Source organism: Pseudomonas sp. HMSC063H08, assembly GCF_001813645.1.
In the GTDB taxonomy this organism is placed as follows: domain Bacteria; phylum Pseudomonadota; class Gammaproteobacteria; order Pseudomonadales; family Pseudomonadaceae; genus Pseudomonas; species Pseudomonas aeruginosa.
Map to the genome: position 1 here is coordinate 1 of NZ_KV813475.1, position 4,226 is coordinate 4,226.

Below are 4,226 nucleotides of genomic sequence, written 5' to 3' on the forward strand. Positions count from 1 at the left end.
CAGGGTGGGTCAATTTTCCATCAGCGCCAACAGTCCTGAGCCCCGACGAGTGTAAGACCCTTGAGGCTCTTAGTGACAAGCTGCTTCGCAAATTGGTGCGTAACCTAGATCAGGCATATTCTGCATGCCGCTTATGTGATCCCAAAGCTTGCCAGGATTGCCCTTGTCGAAGCCGGGGAGTGGACGAGTTGTGATGTGTGTGGCTTGCTTGATTCCGGTGCTGTAGCCCATCACGACGCATAACAAACGCGTGCGCTTCTACTCCACGGTGGATCCAGCCAATTTGTTGGAGCGCGAAAATACGATTGTAAGGCAGGCCGAATCGCTCAAGGGCTGCGTCGCACAGACCTGGTGATACTCGATGGGCAGGATATTTGCCCTTCAGCCAGAGCGGTGGAGCGCTGTTATTTCACCTGCTGTCCAAGCTGTACGAGCACACCAGCGGGCTCATCACCACCAACCTCAGCTTCTCGGAATGGTCGAGTGTATTCAGCGACGCCAAGATGACTACGGCGCTGCTGGATCGGCTGACACACCACTGCCACATCGTCGAAACGGGCAACGAGTCCTACCGTCTGCAACACAGCAGCTTGATCGCCCAGACAAAAATCAAATCACGTGAACGAAAGCGCAAGGACGCTGATGGTGCTGAGGACGATGAGCCGTTTTGATCTGCACCGGAAAAAACCTGCCGCATGCTGGCATGCGGCAGGGCTTGAGCCCCGTAGCCATTTTCACTCATCACCAGCCTATGAGACTCATATCTTCGACTTCAGGTTTTACTGCAAAAAATCAGAAATTTACGCTGAAACAACGTCGTATGCTCATGTGCCACGCTCTTAGCGGCATCTGCATCATCGCTGGTCAGGTGCCACGCGAAATTGGCAACCTGTCGGCGCCGTCACACTCAACCCAGAGCGGGAGCAGTCGGCACTGAAAATAGCAGCTTAAAAACACGGCTCACGCAACAACTACCTTGCAAAACGCCGCTCTCCAAATTAGACGCGTCGCGAGAACTCACTACGCGCGATACATCCTGCCTCAACAGATATACAGATACGACGAGCAAAACAAGATCTTTCAGCAGAAAGGCCGAAACGATAGTCATCGCTTGAAAACCACTTGCGCCTGAATGCCAGGCACCTGGAACAAAAGGCAGCATCGTCAAAGTGCTTACAAAAGTTACGCAGGATTCTAGCGCACCTAAATACACCAGTTTTCTTATTCCAAAAACCCAGAAACAATAGCAAGGCAAAAATCCACCCTGAAGCACCCAAGAAGTAACTTGTGCCACGGACACCCAAGACAGGAATAGCCCATGAGGTAAATGGTCCACTATTGATCAGCGGAAGCAGATCAATGATCTCCACCTCAAAACATATATCATATCCAAACCAAATTAAAATAATAATCATCGGCGCACGCAGAAGATGGTAATCAAGTTCGCATATCAGCAGACCCGGACCAGCCAGCAAATTAATAATAGTTCATAATTTTCTCTCGAATATGAATAAAGTGGCCTGGCGTAATTAGATATCATGGTTTCCTAAGCATCACGGTAACACTAGAAGGCACGAATCTAATGGGCGTTGAACCTATAATGCTGGGCCGCCTTGATGTCCGTGAGACCCGATAATCTTCATAAAGGGCTCCAAAGTATCAGGACTGTTGTAATGGCCACCTAAAGGCCGAATGAAAGTTCCCTAAATACCACAGACGGCACCGACCGCTTGATAGGAAAATGATGAGCCTCTCAAGTGCGATCAAGACCATGGACAAAGTAATCATCGCCAGTTTCAAGCAGCCTACTTAGCGAGCATACTCCCCCGCAGGCAATGACTCACAAACACGTGATTAGCCTGGTAATTGCCGTAACCTTAGCAAGGTTAATACCTGACCACTCGAGCTCCAAGCCCTACACTTCGAACAATGAAGACCGTATCTTGCGTATCAATACCATCGCCGCCCGCCTTTAGCTCTATGTTATCGATGGCATTACACGCCTGAAACTCATCAAAAATAATGGATTGCTTATCGTTCACACAAGGAAACATCCGAAGCCTACTTTAAGGATCTGATTAAAATGCATAAAAAATGCAGGCTCACAAGGCAAATGGCTTGATCCTTATCGCTCGTGCGCGTCTGGAACGCATACATCGTTGTCCGGTCTGCTGGTAAATTCTTTCCTCTGTCCATTTGAACTCCCATCCAATAAGGTTATTACAGAGATCATGTCCAGCCTCACCTCCTGGATGAAACCAGGCGACTCCAGCTGAAGATACTCTTCTTTATTGGCTGTTGTCTTGGTGGTTAAAGCTATGGCCTTGATATTGACGCCGTCTACTGTTTGTAACTCTAGAAAGGAATGATACATGCAGATTGTCTCTATAAAATCATAGAGCTCACAGTTTAGCGCCCGGTATTTCATGTCGATTATCCTCCCCTCCACCTGCAAACCAAGGCTATTTAAGGTAGCAAGGAAAAATGGCCTCTCGGATGACTGATTATCGTCAAGTACATAAATGAAGCTGCGAACTCATCCGTAGCAGCCGAGGCCAGTATCCTGCTTATTAGCCAATGACTTTAAGAGCTAGTCAAAGGTCAGCCTAAAGCAATAGCTCATCACTTAACGGCTGGAAAGTCCAGCGGTGTGTCATTCACACGATTGACTAAATTGGTGAATGTAATGCTGGTGATTGCAAGCAAAGTGTCAATAATTTGCTGATCGCTGTACCCGGCTTGCTTGAACTCATCAACTACATTTGCAGGCACCGTTCCTGTTGTTCGAACCGCTGACCTAACAAACTTTGAAAGCGCGTCGGACTTGGTGCTACCTGAAGGGGTGCCATGGCGCGCCGCCAATATTTCCACCTCCGCCAACCCGGCGCCTTTACTTATCATTGTATGTGCCGCAAGGCAGTAATCGCATCCCGATTCTTGGCTGACCGTCAGTTTAATAATTTCAATTTCTTTGATGCTCAAGCTGGCTTTATGCAGGGCCGCATCGAGTGCAAGGGCCGCTTCTAAGGCCAGCGGGCTGTTAGTTCCAGCCACAAGGAAAGCGTTTGGAACCATTCCTAAAGAACGCTTAATTGAATTAAAAACATCAGCAGTAGGGCCTGCTGCATCTTTAGCGCTTATTACATGTAACCGATTCATAGCATAACCCTTCGTATGATTGAGCGCCGCAGTACTACAAGATGATGAAAGTGACGCCTTAAATAGAGTCTCAAATGAGACGATATCCTAGACTCTTTGCCTAGGAGGCCTGGTAGATCCGTAACTAACCAATTAGCTAAGCAGTGTACATCTACTGATGTTTAATTTTTCCCTCTAAGAGCTCCAGCATTTTTTCAGCGATGACGCTGCCATGAGTTTCAATTGCGAGATGCCCTGTATGGAGTATCATAAGCTTGTCGATGAAGAAGCGAACAGGCCGCGGAAATGCTGAGTCCATACTTCCGCGGCCTGTAGCGACGCCGTAGAGATATCAAGGAGTTGCTTTCATCAATGTTGGGTAGCCGCGTATGAATACCCAGTCAGTTTCTTTGGCAGGTATGTGGCAGCCCATGCACGTTGCTTGAAATCCCTTAGAAACATTCACCTTTGGATCTTTGGCTTCGTAGAGCGCCCAACCCCAGCCCTCAGCCCAATTGCTATTGCCCTTAAATCGATTTTTCTTATCCTTGACCATTACAAACCAGACACTAGTTTCGCCCGCCCATTGAGCCAGTCCTGTTGTTTGAGCGCCTTCTTCCACCGTACGAATTTCCTTGACCAAAACCGCACCGTCGGGAAATTCAGATGTTTTTCGATAAATATCAACCACTTCAGGTTGAGTGTAAACATCATGGAAACCATAACCTGGTGATTTTTTGTCACCAACAATCCAAGACCCTAGGTGACTCCAAGTTTTCCGTACATCTGATGGCAGGCTAATATTGCCGCTTTTATCTACGTAATTTTTATAGGTGTGTTCGTCTAGGTTCTCAGCGTGAGCCTGTAAATTTGTAGCAGCGATTAATATCGCGGCAAGTGTTATGTGCCTCATCATCTACTCCAGTTTTTTCTGCCGCGGCTAGAACGCGCCCTCGGCTATCTTTTGGAAGCTGCCACTCAAGGAGATTCGGCAGCACTAATTCTGTGTTGAATAGTGGAGCCGCTCCGATTTTTGGAGTGTAGACGACGTTTAGAGTAAGCGTCCAGCCCGCCCACCTTTTGCTCGA

General features: G+C 47.9%; 4 protein-coding genes and 1 pseudogene. 1 reads left to right on the top strand and 4 read right to left on the bottom strand.

What is annotated here, in order from left to right; all coding sequences use genetic code 11:
- Positions 1-229: 229 nt before the first annotated feature.
- Positions 230-671: pseudogene (locus HMPREF2924_RS19175) on the top strand (ATP-binding protein); the annotation flags it as partial.
- A 236-nt stretch (positions 672-907) separates the two neighbouring features.
- On the opposite strand, the gene HMPREF2924_RS37005 reads toward HMPREF2924_RS19175, so the two are convergent.
- The 4 genes from HMPREF2924_RS37005 to HMPREF2924_RS34545 form a co-directional block, all read right to left on the bottom strand.
- Positions 908-1,162, bottom strand: coding sequence for a hypothetical protein (locus HMPREF2924_RS37005; protein WP_350328784.1), 255 nt, complete (start codon positions 1,160-1,162; stop codon positions 908-910).
- A 963-nt stretch (positions 1,163-2,125) separates the two neighbouring features.
- Positions 2,126-2,428 (bottom strand): Rho-binding antiterminator, encoded by a 303-nt coding sequence (locus tag HMPREF2924_RS37010; protein ID WP_045733404.1) that lies wholly within the window; start codon positions 2,426-2,428, stop codon positions 2,126-2,128.
- Between the two features lie 194 nt (positions 2,429-2,622).
- Positions 2,623-3,159, bottom strand: a complete 537-nt coding sequence (locus tag HMPREF2924_RS34540; RefSeq protein ID WP_028697083.1) for a carboxymuconolactone decarboxylase family protein — start codon at positions 3,157-3,159, stop codon at positions 2,623-2,625.
- A 331-nt stretch (positions 3,160-3,490) separates the two neighbouring features.
- On the bottom strand, positions 3,491-4,051 hold the full coding sequence (locus HMPREF2924_RS34545) for a cytochrome P460 family protein (RefSeq protein WP_073655985.1): 561 nt from the start codon (positions 4,049-4,051) through the stop codon (positions 3,491-3,493).
- Positions 4,052-4,226: the final 175 nt, after the last annotated feature.